This window comes from bacterium, assembly GCA_036382775.1.
In the GTDB taxonomy this organism is placed as follows: domain Bacteria; phylum Hydrothermota; class Tepidihabitantia; order SM23-42; family JAOAFX01; genus DASVHD01.
This window is the reverse complement of sequence record DASVHD010000041.1, coordinates 1-18,626: the sequence shown is the minus strand read 5'-3', so window position 1 is coordinate 18,626 and position 18,626 is coordinate 1. Positions and strand designations below refer to the sequence as shown.

Sequence of the window (18,626 nt, the reverse complement as noted above, 5' to 3'; positions counted from 1 at the left end):
ACCGGTTCGCGGACTGGATCACCGGTACTCTCCAGTGGCGTATACTGACAGAATAAATCCGGTCACCGGCATTATTCTCCTCCATCCGTTAACCATAACGTTCGTGCTGTTGACGACCTCGTATCCCATTCATTATCAGATACCGACCCAATTCTGGTTCATTATTCTTTCGTCCTTTATTCTGGCCATGATCTTTTTGCTCCTGCAAATACGGATCGGGGAAAAGGTCCTTCAATATATTATCTTTCTTTCAGATGTGCCCCTTATCGGAGCGGTCGTGTATTTCAGCCGGGGCATCGAAAGCATGTTCCCGTTGCTCTATATCATATTGATCATCGCGACCGCGAGCCAGCTGTACCGCACCGGGGCTTATATCATCAGCATGGCCACCGTGATTTTCTTCCTGGGACTTATCATCGTCGATATCTTCAGGACCGAAGTCCCAACCGGGCTGGTCATGCAGCGATTCTACATGTTCTCACTCCTCTTCCTGTTCACCGCCATCCTGAGCGGCAGCCTGTCCGAACGTTACCGCATTCGGACCGAAGAAGTGGTGAAGCTTAAGCTTACCACCGAAGAAATCATCCGCCACCTGCCGTCCGGGATCATCACGATCGATCAGGGAGGGGATATCGTCTTTACGAACATAAAGGATGAAACCGTACGTTCGCACGCGCATCTCCAGATCGCAAAATTTCTCAAAGACCCGGAAACCGTCGTCGCCCGGGAACTGGTCATCAAGGAACGGTATTATTTTCTGTCCTGCGCCCGGATCCCCGATGCTCAAGGCGCGCTCGGCGTGCTGCAGGACCTTACCGACATAAAGCGGCTCGAAGAATCATCGCGTATCTCCAAACAGACGAAGATGCTGGCTGAACTGGGCGGATCGCTGGCTCATGAGATACGAAACCCCCTGGCTTCGATCAAAGGTTCACTCGAGGTGATATCAAAATCCGCCAACCGGACGATCCGGCCTTTCGTCGCCATGGCTTTGAAGGAATCGACCCGTCTGAATGTTATCGTGACCGATTTCTTGAATTTCGCGCAATTCGCGCCCAATCGTCTCAACCGCGTCGTCATTGGCGACATAATCAGCGAGGCGGTGCTTGAAGCAGCGTCGCGTTTCGCCGGCAAAAATATCAGCGTGGTCAGGGAAGACCGGGATTTTAGCATAATGACCGACCCCGACCGCATGAAAGCCGCCCTCGTCAATATCCTGAGCAACGCATACGAAGCCAGCGGCGTTGGATCGGTCGTTACGATAAAGACATCGAGCGAGGAAAAATGGGGTGTTATCGCGATTGGTGACGAGGGACACGGTATCGCCAAAAAAGATCTGCCGAAGATATTCATGCCGTTTTTCACCACAAAAAAAGGCGGCACGGGTCTGGGGCTTTCAATATCGCAGCGCATTATCGAAGCGCATGACGGAAAGATCGAAGTAACCAGTGTGATCGGGGAGGGCACGACATTCAGGGTGATGCTGCCGCTTGCATGATCAGCTGCGATGGGATGATGAGAAACCTTAAGCTTGTGATCACCTACGACGGGACGGATTTTCATGGATGGCAGTACCAGCCGAACGCGCGGACCATTCAGGGCGAGGTCGAAGCCGCTCTGCTGCGTGTGACCGGCGAGCCGGCAAAATTGCACGGCGCCGGCCGCACTGACCAGGGGGTCCATGCCCAGGGCCAGATCGCAAACTTCAAGACCAACAGCAGTATGCCCGTGTCAGATCTTTGCCGTGCCCTAAACGCGCTCGTCGGCAAAAGCATCGTTATCGCCGATATCGCCGAGGTCAGCCCGGATTTTCATAGCCGCTTTTCAGCGGTCGGTAAGGTCTATCAATACCATATTATTTTTAAGCCGTCCCCATTCCTGGCAAGGTATGCATGGCATGTCACGTATTCGCTGGAACTGCCGGCCATGGACCGGGTTTTCAAAAGATTGCAGGGAAAGCATGATTTTGTGCATCTTTCAGTGCATAACGGTGATGATACCGGCACGGTATGCGTGCTGAACGAACTGAACTTGACAGAACATGATTCCGGGATTATAATAAAAATCAAAGCCGACCGTTTTCTGCGGAAAATGATCCGCGGCATCATCGGTTTTGCGGTCGATGTAAGCCGGGGTCATTACTCGGTCGCGGATACGGAAAAGGTTTTTCAAGGGCAGATAACCGACCTTTATTTCGCGCCGCCCCACGGATTGTGCTTGATGGAAGTAATATACTGATGGTTTGTCGTTGTACGGCATGGCTGCTGGTATGGTAATAAGTCATGGTCTTTACGGGCGGCGATGCCTACTAACGTTCAACGATTTTTATAAGGGAGGTTTATGAAATTATTTCTTGATACCGCCAATGTGGAAGAGGTGCGGGAGATCGCGGGATGGGGCATTCTTGACGGGGTTACGACCAATCCGTCGCTCATGGCAAAAGAAAAGGGCGATTACCGGTCTATCCTCAAGACCATTTGTGATATCGTAAAAGGGCCGGTCAGCGGCGAGGTGCTCAGTCTGAAGAGCGAAGCCATGATCCGGGAGGCAAAGGATATCGCGGGTCTTAGCGAGTACATTGTGGTCAAGGTCCCCTGCACCGTGGAGGGGTTGAAAACCACCAGGGCGCTGGAAGCCGAGGGCATCCACGTCAACATGACCCTTGTTTTTTCCGCCAACCAGGCGCTTTTGGCCGCAAAAGCCGGCGCTTCATACATCAGTCCGTTCGTCGGCAGGCTTGACGACATTGGTAATCCAGGAATCGACGTGGTGCAGGATATCTTGTCGATACTCGAGACCTACGGGTTAGCATCCCGGGTCATCTTCGCTTCGGTCCGTCATCCCGAGCATGTCCGGCAGGCGGCACTCTGCGGCTGTCACATCGCCACCATCCCGTACAAGGTATTCAACCAACTGGTGCGCCATGCTCTGACTGATACCGGTATCGAGCGCTTTTTGAAGGATTGGCAGAGCCGATGAGAGCAACACCGTCGCGATCAGGAGACCGATCCCCTCGATGCACGTATCAGTGCATAAGCCTCGGGACGCAGAACAGCATACCGAAAGCACTAAATCCTAATATCGAAATCCCAAATAAATCCAAAATTCCAAATCCAAATGTTCTAAACAGTCTTGAATTTAGAAAATTCGTGCTTAGATATTGTTTATGTCTCATGCTGAGTATTCGACACGAAGCGGAATTTAGTATTTCGTATTTAGGATTTCAAGGAACGGGACAACCAGCATTTAATATCGCTTTGCGATCGGGAGTTCAATGAAGTTGCGCGATCTGATCATGGCGTGCATTGGTGTGCTGTTATGCGTCGTTGTTTTTTTCGCCATCAATGCCATCCGTAACCGGACGGCCGGCTTCTTTCCCGATAATCTCAAACTCGTGGAACTCAACGATGAAATTTCCAAGCAGCGCCTTAATGCCATCGTTCTTGCTGCCAACCGCGTCGGCCCCGCCGTGGTGTCGATCACGGTCACCCAGACCAGGGTCGTTTCGATTTCTCCTTTTAATGATGAATTTTTCAGGGATTTTTTCCGTGATTTCTTCCCGGAACAAAAATATCAACAGGAAGTCAAAAGTCTGGGATCGGGCGTATTGATTTCATCAGACGGTTATGTTCTGACCAATGAACACGTGGTCGCCAATGCGACCAAGATCCGCGTGACCATGCCTTCGGGTCAGCAGTACGATGCTCGTATCATCGCCGGCGACCGGACCAACGACCTGTCACTGCTCAAGATCGAAGCCGGAGACCTGCCGTATGCGGAATTAGGGGAGAGTGACGATCTGATGATCGGTGAATGGGTGATCGCCCTGGGCAATCCTTTCGGTTTCATGCTGGAGGACACGAGACCGTCCGTGACCGTTGGCGTCGTTTCTGCCCTGGGTCGTTCCATAAAATCAACATACGAGGAGCGGGTTTATAAAAATATGATCCAGACCGATGCCGCCATCAATCCCGGTAACTCGGGCGGTCCATTGATCAATATCGTAGGCCGCATCGTGGGTATCAATACATTCATTTTCACTTCGGGCGGCGGTTCCGAGGGTATCGGTTTCGCGCGGCCGGTAGCGGTCGTTAAGAAATTCATCGAAGAAGCCAAGAAATACGGCATGGTGCGGACCCCGTGGATCGGCCTCTACGTCCAGAATATTGATGATAACCTCGCGACCGCCATGCCGATCAAGGATAACCGGGGTTTGCTGATCAGCACGGTCGAAGCGAACAGCCCGGCAGACCAGGCCGGCATTCACGAGGGCGACCGGATAATCGCCGTCAATCGCACAGGCGTAAGCACGATGCACGACTGGCAGCGGATGATCGCCGATGTTTTCGTCGGCGATACTCTTGATATCGCGATCCTGAGAACCGATGATTCCCTTGACGTTGCGATCCAGGTCAAGGAGTATCGGGACGAAGAAGCAGGAAGTGCCTATCAGGGTATCCACGTGGAAAATATAACGGCCGATCTCGCGCGCCGTTTTGGACTCGGTTACCCCAGCGGGATTGTGGTTGTGCGGGTCGACAAGGGAACACTGGGTGAGAAACTCGGGCTAATGCCCGGCGACGTGATCCTTAAAGTCGGCGGCAGGCGGATAAATAAGCGTGAAGATTTCAAGGAAGCGATGAAAACCATGCCGGCGACTTATTTCATCGTCGATCGCGGCGGTCTTATTGTTCAGGTTTACGTGGGCGCATGAAAACGGTCCATGGCAACGGGAGGTGACGAATGATCGCAAGGTACAAGACCAAAGAAATGGCTAAGGTTTTCAGCGAAGATCATAAATTCAAGACCTGGCTGAAGGTAGAAGCGACGGTCGCAGGGGTTCAGGAAAGGATGGGACTGATTCCGCGCGGTCTTGGCCGCCGGCTGGCTGCCGTGACGGTCACTGAAAAAAGGATCAACGAGATCGAACGCGTGACCAACCACGACGTGATCGCGTTCCTGGAGGCGGCGCGTGAAAAACTGGGCAAAGAGGCAAAATGGCTTCACTTCGGCATGACCTCCTACGACCTGGTCGATACCGCGCTCGCACTCCTGATCCTGGAAGCGACCGACGTGATCGTCGGGGAAATGGAACCGCTGCTGGATATTCTCGGCGTGCTTGAAAAAAAATACCGGCGCACGCCCCAGATGGGCAGGACCCATGGCATATTCGCCCAGCCAATAACCTTCGGTTACAAGGTTGCTTCCTGGCGGCAGGAAATGCTCCGTGCCCGTTCGCGCATCGTGCGCGCGCGCGGGGAAATCGCATACGGCAAACTGTCGGGCGCGGTCGGCAGTTACACGATCCTTTCGCCTCGCGTGGAAAAACTGGTCATGACCGAACTCGGTCTCAAAGCCGAACCCGTATCCACGCAGGTGATCCCCCGTGACCGCCTTGCTTATTTCATCTCGGTCCTGGCTTTGTATGCGTGCGGCATCGAAAGGATCGCGACCGAGATCAGGAATCTGTCGCGTTCCGAGATCGGCGAGGTATCCGAGCCTTTCGCCAAAGGTCAAAAAGGCAGTTCGGCAATGCCTCACAAGCAGAATCCCATCACCTGCGAACGTATCTGCGGTCTGGTTAAAGTTATCCGGGGTTATCTGGTTCCCGTTTATGAGAACATTAACATGTGGCATGAGCGTGATCTCACGAATTCCTCGGTCGAGCGGATCGTCATCGGCGATACCTTTTATCTTGTCCACTATATCACGATCAAGGCATGCTGGGTGCTTAAAAATTTGAACGTATTCCCTGAAGCCATGGCAACTAACATAGCTAACAGCCGCAGTGTATACGCCTCGCAGCAGCTAATGAACCGTCTTATCGAAAAGGGGATGAGCCGCAGGGATTCATACGATCTCGTTCAGGCCTTGTCATTTAAAGCGATCGAAGCACAAAAAAGCCTGGCCGAGGTTGCGGCCGCTGACCGCAGGGTCGGGGTTTTGCTGAAACCCGCCGACCTGAAACGCGTTTTCGATTTGAACTGGTTTTTGCGGAATATCACGTGAAAGCATAAATATTGGTTAAATGGTTAAAATGTTAAAAGGTCATATGGTTGAATATTTAACCATTCACCAATTGCCAATTATCCCCAAACCAAGCTAACGGCCTTACCGCGCCATGATAAATGCTTTTAAAGGATTGACTAAAACGAAAAATTCGCTATACTGAGTTATGGACCTTTATAAAAAATGCAAAGCGACGGTTGACGCGGTCAACCGCGCACACGAGCTTCAGATCTACCCGTATTTCACGCCTATCGAATCGGCCCAGGATCACCATGTTAAGATCGGTAACCGGGAATTCATCATGATCGGTTCCAACGGTTACCTGGGATTGGCGAACGATCCGCGTTTGAAGGATGCCGCCATCCACGCCATAAAAAAATACGGCGTGACTTGTTCGGGATCGCGCTTTTTGAACGGCACGCTCGACATCCACGTGCGTCTCGAGGATAGCCTGGCCCGTTTCTTCGACAAGGACGGCGCCATAACCTTTTCCACCGGTTTCCAGACAAATTTGGGGATCATTTCCGCGATCGCGGGCAAGGATGACATCATTATCATTGACCGCCAGGACCATGCTTCCATCATCGACGGCTGCCGTTTGTCGTTCGCCGAGGTGAAAAAGTACCGCCACAATGATGTCGATGACCTGGAAAGGCTGCTCAAGGGGCTCCCCGCGAACAAGGGAAAATTCATTGTCGTGGACGGCGTCTTCAGCATGGAGGGCGATCTGGCGCCGCTGTCAGACATCGTGCGGCTCAAAAAGAAATACCATTGCCGTCTCATGGTCGACGAGGCGCACGGCATAGGCGTGATGGGCAAACACGGGAGAGGCGCCAGCGAGTATTTCGGGGTCCTGGATGACGTCGATCTGATCATGGGTACGTTCAGCAAATCCTTTGCGTCCCTGGGCGGTTTTGTAGCCGCGGAAAAAGACGCGATAACCCATATTCGTCACACCGCTCGGTCGAACATTTTCTCGGCCAGCATGACGCCCGCGTCGGTTATCTGCGCGCAGACCGCGCTGAACATTATAAAGAACGAACCGGAAAGACGCAAGCGGCTCTGGGAGATCACGGAGCGCGTGCGAGAAGGTTTTAAAAAAATGGGATTTGACACGGGTAACAGTGCAACGCCCGTGATCCCGGTGATCATCGGTGATGATGACAAGTGCTTTGCGTTCTGGAAGGCACTTTTTGAGAACGGGATCTTTGTTAACCCCGTGAGGTCTCCGGCGACGCCGCCCGGCCGTGCTTTGATCCGGACGAGTTACATGACGACGCACACGGACGAGGATATCAAGATCGTACTTGAAAGATTCAAAGATTGCGGCCGTTCGTTCGGTATGATATCCTGACAGAACATGATAAAGGTCGTACCGGTAACTACCGACCAACAACTGAACGATTTCATAGATCTTCCTTATTCATTATACAAAAATAACCGTTATTGGGTGCCGCCGCTCAAACGCGAAGTCAAGAATCTGCTGGACAAAAAACACAATCCTTTCTGGGAACACTCGGAGCGCGAGATGTTCCTGGCATACCGCGGCAAGAACCTCGCCGGCAGGATATGCGCGATTATCGATCACAACTTTATTGATTTCTGGAAGGAAAAGACCGGGTATTTCGGCTTTTTCGAATGTGACAATGATGAGGACGCAGCCCGCGCCCTTTTCGAGGAAACAAAGCGTTACCATTATGAAAAGGGCATGGATAGATTCATCGGCCCCTTGAACCCCTCGACCAACGAGGAGATAGGGTTCTTGCTGGACGGATATTTTTCACCGCCGATGATCATGATGACCTATACGCCTGAGTACTACCATAAGCTTGCCCAGGCCGCCGGCCTGACAAAGGCAAAGGACTACTACGCTTTTTATATCGAAGCCCAGGGGCGGCCTCTTGAGTACCTGGAACGGATGTGTTCGATCGTACGCAAACGCGTGCAGGACCTGAAGGTCCGGCCGGTCAGCATGGCGGATTTTTCCAATGAAGTGAAAAGGATCAAGGTAATATACAATGACGCGTGGAGCCGCAACTGGGGTTTCGTGCCGATGACTGACGCTGAGTTCAACCTTTTGGCAAAAAACCTCAAGGACCTTATTGTGCCCGAGCTCGTTATTCTGGCCGAGATAAACGGCGAGCCGGCCGCGGTTTCACTGACGGTGCCGGATTACAATTTCATTTTGAAAAAACTCAATGGCCGGCTCGGTCCGGTCGAAATGCTGAAATTCCTTTATTACCGCAAAAAAATAAAGGAGGCTCGCCTGATGATCATGGGCGTGCGCCGGCAGTACCAGAAGCTCGGGATCGAAGCGTGCATGATGCTGGATACGATCCGGAACTGTCAGCGCATGGGCATCACCGGTGGCGAACTATCCTGGACCCTGGAAGATAATTACCTGATAAACAATACGATCCTTAAGGTGGGTGGAAAGATCTATAAAAAATACCGCATTTACGGCTGCAAAGTCGTCAGCGGCTAATGGCTTATGGCCGACGGCGATCGACAATCACCAATAACCGACTGCTGATAACCAACGGAGGCCGATAATGGCAAAATACAAGATCGCGTGGCTGCCGGGCGACGGCATAGGCAATGACGTGCTGGAAGCGACCAGGATCGTGCTGGACGCGCTCAAGTTCGACGCTGAATACATACCCGGCGATATCGGCTGGGAGTTCTGGCGCCGCGAAGGCGACCCGCTGCCCCAGCGGACGATCGATATGATGAAAACGACCGATTCCGCCATGTTCGGAGCGATCACGTCCAAACCAAGAGGCGTGGCGGACAAGGAGCTGGCGCCGGCGGTGCAGAACAAAGGGTTCGTGTACCGCAGCCCGATCGTGCGGATGCGCCAGGTGTTCGATCTTTACATATGCAAAAGGCCGTGCAAAGCATATGCCGGGAATCCGCTCAATTACCGGGAAGGCATCGATCTCATGGTTTTCCGGGAAAACACCGAGGACCTGTATTCGGGCGTGGAATTCTTCCCGGTACCCGACGAAATGTTCCGGATAAAGGGCATGGAAAAGGTGCCGCGCGACGCCGCCATTTCCATGAAGATCAATACCCGCAAAGGATGCGAGCGGATAATCCGCGCCGCGTTCGAATACGCGTCCGGGCACAAGCGCAAAAAGATCACCTGCGTCCATAAAGCGAACGTGGTCCGCATGACCGACGGTCTTTTTCTGGAAACATTCTATGACATTGCGAAAGAATTCAAGGGGATAAATGTGGATGACGCCAACATCGACGCGCTTACGATGTGGCTGCTCAAGAACCCATTTAATTATGACACCCTGGTGGCACCCAATCTCTACGGTGATATAATTTCCGACCTCTGTGCGCAGATGGTGGGCGGACTGGGGTTCGGTGCCAGCGGGAATATCGGCGTGGATTATGCGGTATTCGAACCGACCCACGGTTCCGCACCCAAATATGCCGGTCAGTACAAGGTCAATCCGATCGCCACGATCCTCGCGGCGCGGATGATGCTCGAGTGGCTAGGAGACGATGAGCGGGCGCGCCGCCTTGAGAACGGTATCGTGCGGGTTATTAAAGAAGGCAATGTCCGGACTTACGACATGGGCGGCAAGGCAACGACCCTGGAAATGGCGAAAGCGATAACAGATAAATTCTAAATCCGAAATGCTAAATCCCGCTTCGTGTCGAATCCTCAGCATGAGACATAAACAAATTCAAAATTCAAAATTCAAGTGTTCACCCCCACCTAAATCCTCCCCCCTCGAGGGGGAGGGCAAGGGCGGGGGGGGAAAAATTAGTGCTTTGATATTATTTAGGTTTTAGAGCTTAGTGTTTAGGATTTATGCATCAAATGACCATCATTGAGAAAATATTCTCCCGTGCCTCGGGTAGACCCGTGAAGCCGGGCGATCTGATCTGGGTCGATCTTGATCTCGTAGCGATGCGCGATTTTGGCGGACCCAATGTCGTTGGAGAATACCAGAACAGCTTTGGCTCCTCTCCCGTGTTCGATCCGGACCGCGTTGCGATCACCTTCGATCTCCATATCCCGGCACGCGATGAAAAAGTCGCCCAGAACCAACGGCGGCTGCGTGATTTCGCGAGTACCCAGGGCATCCGGCTCTTTGATATTAATACCGGCGTGGGTCAGCACATCCTATTCGAAAACGGTCTGGTCAAACCCGGCGATATCATAGTAGGCACGGACAGCCATATGAACTTGCTCGGCGCGCTTGGCGCGGCAGGTTTTGGCATGGGCACGACCGACATTGCCGCCGGCATGTACTGCGGCCGGCTGTGGTTCAAGGTGCCGTCAACGGTAAGGATCGTGATCAAGGGTAAACTTGGTGAATATGTCACCGCTAAGGATGTAATACTTTTAATAATAAAAAAAATGGGCACCGATGGTGCGCTTAACCGCGCCCTCGAATTCACCGGTCCTCTGGTCGATTCACTGTCGCTGGCTCAGCGGATCACGCTTTGCAGCATGGTGACCGAAATGTCGGGTGATATAGGTTTTATCGAACCCTCTGCCGCAGTCCTTAAATTTATCCAAGACAGGGTGCCTGGCAAGATTGGATCGATCAGCTCGGACTCAGGCGAAAAATTTGAGAAAACAGTCGAGTTCGACGTCGACGGACTCGGACCGCTGGTCGCGTGCCCACATTCACCGGATAACGTCAAACCCGTCGGCGAGGTCGCCGGGACCGCTGTCGACCAGGTCTTCATCGGTTCATGCACCAATGGCCGGCTTGAAGATCTTCAGCTGGCTGCGCGGATCCTCGAAGGTAAGCGCGTGGAAAAGAGTATGCGTTTGATCATCGTGCCCGCAACCATGGAAGTTGCCCGGGAAGCGCTCAAAGCCGGTCTGTACGACATTTTTCTCGAAAGCGGCGCGGTCGTTACGAACCCCAGTTGTGCACTGTGCACGACCGGACATCCGGGCATCCTTGCGCCCGGTGAGACCATGGTCTCGACCTCAAACCGGAATTTTATCGGCAAGCTCGGCAAAGGCGCGGAAGTCTATCTCGCTTCTCCGACCGTGGCGGCAGCAACCGCCCTGACCGGCAAGATCACCGATCCCAGGGAGATCGAATGACGCCGCCGATGAAACGTGCGCGTCAGTCCGCGTCGCCGCCCGCGTTGATCCGCGGTCGGGCCTGGCTGTTCGGCGATGATATTGATACCGACCAGATCTATCCCGGTAAATACCTTCCGTTAACCGATAAAAGCGAAATGGCGCGTCATGCCATGGAAGGCACGGAGCGCGGGGCTGAGTTCCTTAAAAGCGTCAAGCCAGGCGATATCCTTGTCGCGGGCCGGAATTTTGGCTGCGGTTCATCACGCGAACACGCGGCGATCGCGATTCATGGCGCTGGTATCAGCGTGGTGATCGCCGTTTCCCTGGCGCGCATCTTTCACCGCAATTGTGTTAACACTGCGCTGCCTGCGCTGGAATCTGCGGGTGCGCGGAAAATCCATGACGGCGACATGCTGGAGATCGATATTGCGCGCGGAGAGATAAAAAATGAAACCCAGGGTATGGTCCTCAAGACCGAGCCAATGCCAGAATTGGAAAGGGAAATAATCAGTGTCGGTGGTCTGCTGAAATACCTGAAAAGTAAAGGGGATATGGGGATTAGGGGATCAGGGGATCAAGGGGTTAGGAAATGAGGAGGACCAATCCATGAATAAAAAATTTTTCAATAAGATTTTTCCGGAAATCGTGTTGATAAAAAGTAAAAAGCTTCGTGCCGGGGTCATCGAAGCCTGGATCCTGGCCGCAAAGAAAGGTAAGTGGAACGCCAATAATATAAGGAAGGTCCCGTTCACGCTGCTTACTAACACGAAAAAAACATTGATCCAGCACACCCGGTCAGTGACTAAAATGGCAATGGCGGTAGCGGGGGTCCGAAAAGACCTCGATTTTGACATTGTGATCGCGGGCGGCCTGATCCACGATGTCGGTAAGCTTCTGGAGTACGAATATTCAAACCGTGCTTACCGTAAAAGCGAGTACGGGAGGCTCGTGCGCCATCCGGTATCAGGTTATGGACTGGCACTGGAAGCTGGTTTACCGCTAGCAGTTGCGCATATCGCTGCGGCTCATTCGGATGAAGGGGAGAAGGTCACGCGTTCCGCCGAAGCGATCCTGATCCACCATTGTGATTTCATCGATTTTGATATTGAACGACAGAAATAATCAGGTAACTCTTCAGGGGCTTCATTAATCTCCTGATCGCGCAGCGATAATAAAAGCTGGTTGTCCCTTCAGGGGCTTCCGCGAATTTTCCCTGAATCTTATTTGATTCAGCTGAAAAATTCAGCGTCCCGAGGATTTTGCACCGACAGGTGCATCGAGGGGATTGATTTCCTGATTTCACCCTCTCCTTATTCCTCCCCCCTCGAGGGGGAGGGTTAGGGTGGGGGGGATAGCTGGTTGTCCCGTCAGGGGCTTCCGCGAATTTTCCCTGAATCTTATTTGATTCAGCTGAAAAATTCAGCGTCCCGAGGATTTTGCACCGACAGGTGCATCGAGGGGATTGATTTCGAGATCGCGCAGCGATAACATATAAAATTCTAAATCCGAAATCCTAAATACTAAACAATAGCAAAGCACGAATTCTCCAAATCCAAAACGTTTAGAATATTTGAATTTAGGATTTAGGATTTAGGATTTGTTTATGTCTCATGCTGAGTATTCGACACGAAGCGGGATTTCGATATTAGGATTTCGTGCTTGATATATGTTTTAACCGTTTAGTGTTTAGTGTCTTCTCCTTTATTTATCAGCTTTTTCAGCAGGTATCCCGTCATGATCTTGTTCAGGTGATCAAAACCCGTGCTGCCGGCAAGGTCAGTGGCTTTGATATCCGCGTAGTAGAGTTCATCGGTATCGGCATTCTTTTTTTCCACCTTGACGTTGAACTCGGCGTCGAAAGCGGTCATGAATTCTTTCAAACTTACGCAGAACACGCCTTTTTCCGAATAACCGGCGATCAGTTCGTCAATGAGCCGGCGGCTTTTTGTCAGCCTTTCGATCTCTTCTTCGATCAGACCCCGCAGGCCGATGATCTTGCCGAAAAAGAACTGGACATCGGCCGGCGCGTTGACTTCCTTGAGCCGGTCTGAACCTTTTTTCAAAGCGCCCTCGAGGATCGCGATCGCCTTTTGTATCTTGTCCTGCGCATCGAGCAGGCACGAAAGGTAAGCCTGAATAACCTGGAATGAAGGCATCATTTCAAGGTTGTCATAATATAACTGGCCAAATGGTTTGCAAAAAGGTCCTTTATTGGTATCTTCCATATCGTCAAAGATCATGCCGTCCTCCTTATTGAATACATTGTATTTACCGCGCTTCTGATGTCAAGCGCGGCCGATATATTACATGTTCAGCTCAAACGTCATTCGTTATACGGCGTGGCTATTCGGCAATGGAATGCTTGTGACGACAGACGATCAACGATGGACGATACGGGCAGCGATGCCAAAAAAACGAACTATTTCATACTTGACATTCTTCTCTATCCGTGTATAACGTTTCATAATCATGAAGATTAAATTGATCGTTGCCGTATTCGTCTTATTAGTGGTTTTTGCGTCGGGCACACCATTCTGGGAGCACGACGATTTTCAAAGAGCGGAAAGAATGTCCCGACCGGCGCCGGTCATGCAGCATGAGTTCACGCTTGCCCGTGGCGAATGGCAGCGCTGGAGCTATATCCATGAGCTATTCCAGACGGCGGCTTTCGTCGCCCGCATGCAGGTGAGCGATTCTATCGATCCTGAATTCGGCGGCATAATCGAAGGCGAAGACCAACTGAGTGTCGTAGAGACCGACAATACCCAGCAGGCGATCTGGGTCTGGTCCCGGTATTGCGAAATCACCGGCGATACCGCCTATGCCGTGAACCTGCGGCGTGCCTGGTTCTACGTCATGAATCATCCTGCCTACAATGAAGAAAATTCGGGAAGCGAGTATTACCGCGTGTGGAACTGCGGCCTCGCTCTGTTTGCCGAAAGCAAATTCCGGTGGGTGTTCGGCGACTCGAGTTATATATGGTACGCGGATACCTGCATCAGCTATATGATGGCGCACCCACTTTCATTTGTCGTGGGCGATCAGTACTACCGGCGGCTTCATCCGAAGACCACGTCGCTGGCTGCCGGGATGCTCTACCTATATGGAAAAGACTTGAACAATCAGGCCTTCAAGGACACGGCTCTTCTGTACGGCGAACGCGTGCGGCTGTGGATCGAACAAGACCCGGCCGTCAATATCAATGACGAGATCTGGGCGATGTCCGGAGGCACGGCGGTCTGGGGTTTGTGCCGTTCCATCTTTGACGCCGATACCAGCGCCGGCATCGCATGGCTCAATACCTATCTTCCTTTAATGAAGTATTTTCAGCCCGCCGGGAATTGGAACAATTCCTGGAATATCTGGTACGCCAATGCCTATAATTTTTCCGGTCGTATCTGCAATAACCAGAACTACCTTGCTTACCATCATTCCTTGACCGACAGCATGCTCGTCCAGGATTATGACGATGATGGCGGCGTGCCGCCGACCAGGGGATGGAACCAGAACCAGGACCATACCTGGGTCTCAAACTACATGGTGTTCATGGGTTTTGAGGGTTTAATGGATTCGATCAGGATCTACGATGCCGGTGTGACCGGTACGGGCGGTCGCGGTCCCCGTGACTTCTTGCTGACCGGGGATTCGATCTATATGTGGACGACCGCTGTCAATTGCGGATGGATGCCGCTGAATACGGTGGGTGTCAGCATATCGGGCGTCTTTTCGGCCGATACCGTGATCAGCCTGCAAATGGGACAGGAAGATACGGTTAAGTTCGCGTTTCCCTGGATCCCGGTTGATACCGGATATTACGGCTTCGTTTCATTCTGCCATTATGCCGGCGATGAGCGGCCGTTCAATGATACCATAGACAATACGCTATTTGTCAGGCCGGTGCGAGTAGTTCAGGGCAGCGTATCCGATTCGGTCCAGGGAAGCGGTATTGCGGCACGCGTTTACTTTGAATTCATTGACGACACCACTCATTGTTATTTTGACACCGCGCTTGTCGATTCATTGACCGGTGCGTTCACTGCCGACCTTATCGATTCACTGTACCGGGTCGAAGTCAAGACCAGGATCCCGTACCCTGACCTTGCCGAGCCGTGCATTTACGTAACGCCTGATTCCGTTACTGACCTTTCGTTCTTGACATCAGCCGCAGATCTGGCGATCATAAACCGCGACGATCTGGCGCGTTACAATGCGTACTACTCTTTCATCCTGGATTCGCTGGGCGTTTCATATAAGATCTGGGTGCCTTCTCAGCAGGGCCTATTCCCGGTTAGCCGCATGCCCGAATTCACCAACGATATTATCATCTGGTTTACCGGTCGCACGGAAAGCGGTACCGTTAACCCGGCGGAACAGGAGAGCCTCATGCTGTTTCTCGACGGCAGCGGCAAACTGCTCATTACCGGGCAGAATATCGGCGAAGAGATCGGGTCGTCGCCGTTCTACCAGGATTACTTGCACGCCCGGCTGATCAGCGATTCTATCCTCGCGTACAAGATCTTCCCCAACCCTTCAGATTCACTGGGCGCGCGACTGGGTAAGTTCCAATCCGTGGGTTCCAACGGAGCAAACAACCAGTACTCGCGCGATGTCATTGCCGCCGACAGTTTCGCGCGTGAATTCGTTTATTATGATTCCGTGTTGACCAGTTGTGCCGGCATCTGGTACAACAACGGGGCGTACCTGTACAAGGTGGTTTATTTCGCGTTTGGTTTCGAATCGATAAATAAAGCTCCCTGGGCCGGTTATCTATCGCGCAAAGATGTTCTCGACGAGATACTGCGCTGGTTCGGCATGACCGGCATCGATGAGAACCCGGTGATGAAACAAGAACTTCCAGCTAATCCGTATCTCGCGGTCTATCCAAATCCCGTAAAGCATAAGTTAAATATCATTGTTGATTTGGACAAAAGCACTACGGGCGGGCTTTCGGTCTTTGATGTAACTGGCAGACTGGTGAAATATTTTCACGTACCGAGCACGGTTCAGACCGGCCCCCGTAAGTTTACCTGGCCATTAACGGACCGCTCGGAGAGACATTTATCATCAGGAATTTACTTTGTCGAACTAAAGGCGGGCGGTACAACGGTTACGAAAAAAACCGTGATTATTACGGCCGAATAAAGACGGTGGACCGTATTCCGTGGTTTGTAGGCAGCAAAAAACATTGATCAAGCACGAAATCCCAATATCGAAATCCTAGATAAATCCAAAATCCCAAATTCAAATGTTCTAAACAGTTTTGGATTTAGAAAATTAGTGCTTTGATATTGTTTATGTCTCATGCTGAGTATTCGACACGAAGCGGAATTTAGTGCTTCGAATTTCGGATTTAAACGAACGCTTCTGGCGTTATGTGTGTAAACTGTAGATCCGGCTTGCTTCTTTCCACGCCGCGCGCGGTTTGTAATGCCACGGATCTTTGAAAAACCTTGACGCGGTATAGATAAGCGGCTTTGATTCCTTGTATTCATTCATTGGGTTAAGCATTATCCCCGCAACCCCGTCAACGATACCCGGATTCCTCCCTTTGTAGGGAAACCGCAATATCGTCCCGGGAGGAATATAATCGTTGGCAAACAGATTGTCCCAGATCAAAGGCGGCCTCTTAAGAATTTTGGTGATCTTTTCGATTTGTTTGACGGTTATGCGCAGCGATATGATCCGGGGACCAGTCCAGAAAATTTTGATGTTTTTGTTCAGACTGGCGCCGATCGTGCTTATATAACCGGTTTGCTTAAAACCCCGGTATTGTGTTGGGCAGAAAAAAAGAGCAGTTTTAGGATCTTTATTCTTCAATGTTTCAAACAAACGGTTTGCCGTATCGGCTTGTTTTCTGGCGGTTCGTTCATCCATTGGAACATTGATATCATCGAATAATATACTAAAATGATGGATGCCGGAATCATAAAGAGACATCATTTTTTTTGCTATGATCTTGATATTGGGACTTTTGCCCGGTGATAAAGCATAATTGAACATAATGCCGTTTTTTCCCGCAATTTCGCATAATTCACCGAATTCTTTAAGCATTATCGCCGGATATGACCGTTCATAATGCCGACGGTGAAAAATATCAGCCTTTGGCGCATATACATAAGTGTTCAGACCAATATCTGCCAGGAACTTGAGAAGGTCACGCCGTTGGGTGAAAGAGTAAGGTTTACGGTAAAAACCTTCGATCACACCGAAATGCTTATTTTTTTTCATTTTTTGTCTTCGTCGTATCAGTCTTGTTGTTTGTCTTGCGCCCTTGAATATCGTTGAGAAGCCGCACCCACGACTGCGGACTGCTTTTAAAGCGGACGACCTCTCGCTCCGGGTTGATATTAAATTTAGCCGCAAGCATATCAATGGAGTCCTTGAGACCCTGTTCCGGCGTGACCCTCGACCTTAATTCTTTTTCCGCCTTCAAATAAGCGGGCAGTTTAGGGTTATAATTTTGGCTGCAGATCGTTAAGGCGAGGACAGAAAGGAATAAAATGAGTAATTTGGGTCGATTTTTCATTATTAGCGCCACTAAGATCATCATGTTACATGCTACATACTAATTTCTAAATTCCGCCTTTTATTTCCAAAGATACTGCAGTTTCGGTTTGAACATTTCCTCGATAGGTTCGGTAAAATATTCGATGATGCTCAGGCGGCGGGGAGGGTATACAAGCACCGGTTTTTCAATGCCGATCAGGTCGCCGCAGATCTTGACCGCGTCCTCAAAGGTGCCCAGGGTATCCACGAACCCTATCGTTTTCGCTTGACGACCGGTCATGACCCTGCCATCGGCATACTTGAGGACGGTATCCCGGTCCAGTTCGCGGCTTTCGCAGGTTGCGGTCACAAACTGGTCATAAACGTCAAGAACCATATCCTTGAGCAGTCCTTTTTCCCTATCGCTCATTTTGCGGTAGGGCGAACCAGTATCCTTGAACTCGCGCGATTTTACCACTTCGAAATCGACGCCGATCTTTTTCAGCAGATCACTGATCACCATGAACTCCATAATGACGCCGATTGAACCGGTGATCGTGCCGGGGTTGGCGACGATCACATCGGCCGGGAGCGAGACATAGTATCCGCCCGAAGCCGCCAGTGCGCCCATGGAAACCACGATCTTTTTTTGCTCGCGTGTTTTCTTCAACTGCTCGTAGATCTCCTGGGACGCAGCGACACCGCCGCCCGGTGAATCGACCCGCACCAGGATCGCGGCGATGGACCGGTCGTCACAAAAATTCTTCAGATCCTTGACCACGGTCTTTGACGATACGATGACATCATTGATCTCGATAACGCCGATGCTCCCATAGCTGTAAGGCGAGCTTTTTATGCTGAGCGCGATGACCAAGCTGATGCCAATAATGGCGATCGCGCCGATAACTATGAATACGACATAGATGGGTTTTATCTTCATTAATTTCCTGATTTCACCCTCTCCTTATTCCTCCCCCCTCGAGGGGGAGGGTTAGGGTGGGGGGGATAGCTGGATGTCCCGTCAGGGGCTTCATTGATCTCATGATCGCGAAGCGATAACAAA

The 18,626-nt window shown here is 51.4% G+C and carries 16 protein-coding genes; 12 read left to right on the top strand and 4 right to left on the bottom strand.

Annotated features, from left to right (window positions below; genetic code table 11):
* Positions 1-34 precede the first annotated feature (34 nt).
* From VF399_10490 to VF399_10440, 11 genes are all read left to right on the top strand, one after another.
* On the top strand, positions 35-1,498 hold the full coding sequence (locus tag VF399_10490) for an ATP-binding protein (GenBank protein ID HEX7320767.1): 1,464 nt from the start codon (positions 35-37) through the stop codon (positions 1,496-1,498).
* Positions 1,495-2,238 carry a tRNA pseudouridine(38-40) synthase TruA gene (gene truA, locus VF399_10485; protein ID HEX7320766.1) on the top strand — a complete coding sequence of 248 codons (744 nt, stop codon included), beginning with the start codon at positions 1,495-1,497 and terminating at the stop codon, positions 2,236-2,238. Before VF399_10490 ends, truA begins: the two co-directional genes overlap by 4 nt.
* A gap of 102 nt (positions 2,239-2,340) precedes the next feature.
* Positions 2,341-2,979, top strand: a complete 639-nt coding sequence (gene fsa, locus VF399_10480; protein HEX7320765.1) for a fructose-6-phosphate aldolase — start codon at positions 2,341-2,343, stop codon at positions 2,977-2,979.
* Positions 2,980-3,274: 295 nt separating this feature from the next.
* Positions 3,275-4,714: a trypsin-like peptidase domain-containing protein gene (locus VF399_10475; protein HEX7320764.1), complete on the top strand. Its 1,440-nt coding sequence runs from the start codon at positions 3,275-3,277 to the stop codon at positions 4,712-4,714.
* 29 nt (positions 4,715-4,743) lie between these two features.
* The gene (gene purB, locus VF399_10470) at positions 4,744-6,009 is read left to right on the top strand and encodes an adenylosuccinate lyase (GenBank protein ID HEX7320763.1); all 1,266 of its coding nucleotides are present in this window, start codon (positions 4,744-4,746) and stop codon (positions 6,007-6,009) included.
* A 166-nt stretch (positions 6,010-6,175) separates the two neighbouring features.
* Positions 6,176-7,363 carry an aminotransferase class I/II-fold pyridoxal phosphate-dependent enzyme gene (locus VF399_10465; GenBank protein HEX7320762.1) on the top strand — a complete coding sequence of 396 codons (1,188 nt, stop codon included), beginning with the start codon at positions 6,176-6,178 and terminating at the stop codon, positions 7,361-7,363.
* A gap of 6 nt (positions 7,364-7,369) precedes the next feature.
* A complete protein-coding gene (locus tag VF399_10460; GenBank protein ID HEX7320761.1) occupies positions 7,370-8,494 on the top strand; it encodes an N-acetyltransferase in 1,125 nt (374 codons plus the stop codon).
* Between the two features lie 67 nt (positions 8,495-8,561).
* Positions 8,562-9,653, top strand: a complete 1,092-nt coding sequence (locus VF399_10455) for an isocitrate/isopropylmalate dehydrogenase family protein (protein ID HEX7320760.1) — start codon at positions 8,562-8,564, stop codon at positions 9,651-9,653.
* A gap of 194 nt (positions 9,654-9,847) precedes the next feature.
* A complete protein-coding gene (locus VF399_10450; GenBank protein HEX7320759.1) occupies positions 9,848-11,095 on the top strand; it encodes a 3-isopropylmalate dehydratase large subunit in 1,248 nt (415 codons plus the stop codon).
* Positions 11,092-11,670: a 3-isopropylmalate dehydratase small subunit gene (locus VF399_10445; GenBank protein HEX7320758.1), complete on the top strand. Its 579-nt coding sequence runs from the start codon at positions 11,092-11,094 to the stop codon at positions 11,668-11,670. The genes VF399_10450 and VF399_10445 overlap by 4 nt, the downstream gene beginning before the upstream one ends.
* Positions 11,671-11,683: 13 nt before the next feature.
* The gene (locus VF399_10440) at positions 11,684-12,199 is read left to right on the top strand and encodes an HD domain-containing protein (GenBank protein HEX7320757.1); all 516 of its coding nucleotides are present in this window, start codon (positions 11,684-11,686) and stop codon (positions 12,197-12,199) included.
* Positions 12,200-12,756: 557 nt separating this feature from the next.
* Here VF399_10440 and VF399_10435 read toward each other — a convergent pair.
* Complete coding sequence (locus tag VF399_10435) at positions 12,757-13,317, bottom strand: hypothetical protein (protein HEX7320756.1); 561 nt, start codon at positions 13,315-13,317, stop codon at positions 12,757-12,759.
* Between the two features lie 229 nt (positions 13,318-13,546).
* Between VF399_10435 and VF399_10430 the strand changes: the two genes are divergently transcribed.
* Positions 13,547-16,219, top strand: coding sequence for a T9SS type A sorting domain-containing protein (locus tag VF399_10430; protein HEX7320755.1), 2,673 nt, complete (start codon positions 13,547-13,549; stop codon positions 16,217-16,219).
* A gap of 228 nt (positions 16,220-16,447) precedes the next feature.
* Here the strand turns inward: VF399_10430 and VF399_10425 are convergent, their stop codons facing one another.
* Genes VF399_10425 through sppA form a run of 3 tightly spaced genes read right to left on the bottom strand, consistent with a single transcriptional unit; the run spans position 16,448 to position 18,503 of the window.
* Positions 16,448-17,305, bottom strand: a complete 858-nt coding sequence (locus VF399_10425; protein HEX7320754.1) for a beta-N-acetylglucosaminidase domain-containing protein — start codon at positions 17,303-17,305, stop codon at positions 16,448-16,450.
* Positions 17,292-17,627 carry a hypothetical protein gene (locus VF399_10420; protein ID HEX7320753.1) on the bottom strand — a complete coding sequence of 112 codons (336 nt, stop codon included), beginning with the start codon at positions 17,625-17,627 and terminating at the stop codon, positions 17,292-17,294. The genes VF399_10425 and VF399_10420 overlap by 14 nt, the downstream gene beginning before the upstream one ends.
* Positions 17,628-17,663: 36 nt before the next feature.
* Positions 17,664-18,503, bottom strand: a complete 840-nt coding sequence (gene sppA / locus VF399_10415; protein HEX7320752.1) for a signal peptide peptidase SppA — start codon at positions 18,501-18,503, stop codon at positions 17,664-17,666.
* Between the last annotated feature and the right edge of the window lie 123 nt (positions 18,504-18,626).